Consider the following 1,227-nt stretch of genomic DNA (forward strand, 5'->3'; position numbering starts at 1 on the left):
CATCCGCGTCGGCGCTTCGGGCGCCGCCCGCTCCACCGCCTGCCCGTCACCTCCGCTCCCGCCGCTCCCGCCACTTCCGTCACTTGCGCCGCTTCCGCCGCTCGTCCCGGTCCGCCGCTCGGTGCGGCCGGTGCGGCCGGTGCGGCCGGTGCGGCCGGTGCGCCCACCGTGCCGGAGGCGGTCGAGCACCGGCAGGGAGGCCAGGACCTTCTCCTTCGGCACGCCGAAGTCCACGAAGCAGGCGATCTCGTCCGCTCCGGCCTCCACGAGCGCGCGCACGGTCCCGGCGGCCGTGTGCACGTCCCCGATCAGGGCGCGTGAGGCGCAGTAGCGCTCGTAGGCGCGTCCGAGCAGGAACTCCACGTCGCTCTCGGGGGTGTTCTCCAGGTCCACCGCGAAGCCGAGGCTGTTGGTCACCTGGTCGAAGAGGGAGAGCGAGGAGCGCAGGTAGGAGACGAAGGGACGGTACGCCTCGGCCCGCGCGCGCTCCGCGTCCTCCTCGAGGTAGGTGTGCACCAGCACCACGACGCGTCCCGCTGCCGGGTCGAGTCCGTGCTCGGCACGGGTGCGCCGGTACAGCGCGATGTTCTCGGCGAGCTGCTCGACGGTCTGCGCCATCAGGTTGGTGACCACCCCCAACCCCTCGGCGGCTGCCCGCCGGTAGCTGTCCGGGTTGCCCACCACCGCGACGTACAACGGCAGTTCACGTTGCACCGGGCTCGGGTGCAGCCTGAGGTCGACGGGCTTGCCGTCGCCGGCCGTCATCGTCACCGGCCGTCCGGACCAGAGCTCCCGGACGGTGGCGAGCTGCTCGTACATCGCTTCGCGGTGCCTGCCGAAGTTCTGCGGGGCGAGCGCGAAGTCGGTGGCGTGCCATCCGCTCGCGAGGCACAGGCCGGCCCGGCCGTGGGAGAGGTTGTCGACGACCGACCACTCCTCGGCGACCCGGACCGGGTGGTGCAACGGCAGCACGACGGAGCCCGCGTGCAGCCGGATCCGGCGGGTGCGGGCCGCGAGCGCGGCGGCGAGCACGGAGGGGTTGGGGAAGAGCGCGCCGAAGGAATTGAAGTGGCGCTCGGGGAACCACAGGGCGTGGAAGCCCTGCCGGTCGGCGAACTCCGCCGCCTCCATGATCAGCGCGTACTTGTCGTGGGCGGCGTCGTCGGGGTAGTCGCCGAAGAAGTAGAGGCTGAAGTCGCAGCCCGCGGTGGGCGCCGGGACGGATGC

1 protein-coding gene is annotated in these 1,227 nt (G+C 72.8%); it reads right to left on the bottom strand.

Features of this window, described 5'->3' with window-relative positions:
* Nucleotides 1-1,227 (bottom strand): MupA/Atu3671 family FMN-dependent luciferase-like monooxygenase (locus HW445_RS31630; RefSeq protein ID WP_180224205.1); only part of this gene is annotated, 1,227 nt, incomplete at both ends.

This window comes from Streptomyces sp. UH6 (assembly GCF_013421635.1).
Lineage (GTDB): Bacteria > Actinomycetota > Actinomycetes > Streptomycetales > Streptomycetaceae > Streptomyces > Streptomyces abyssomicinicus.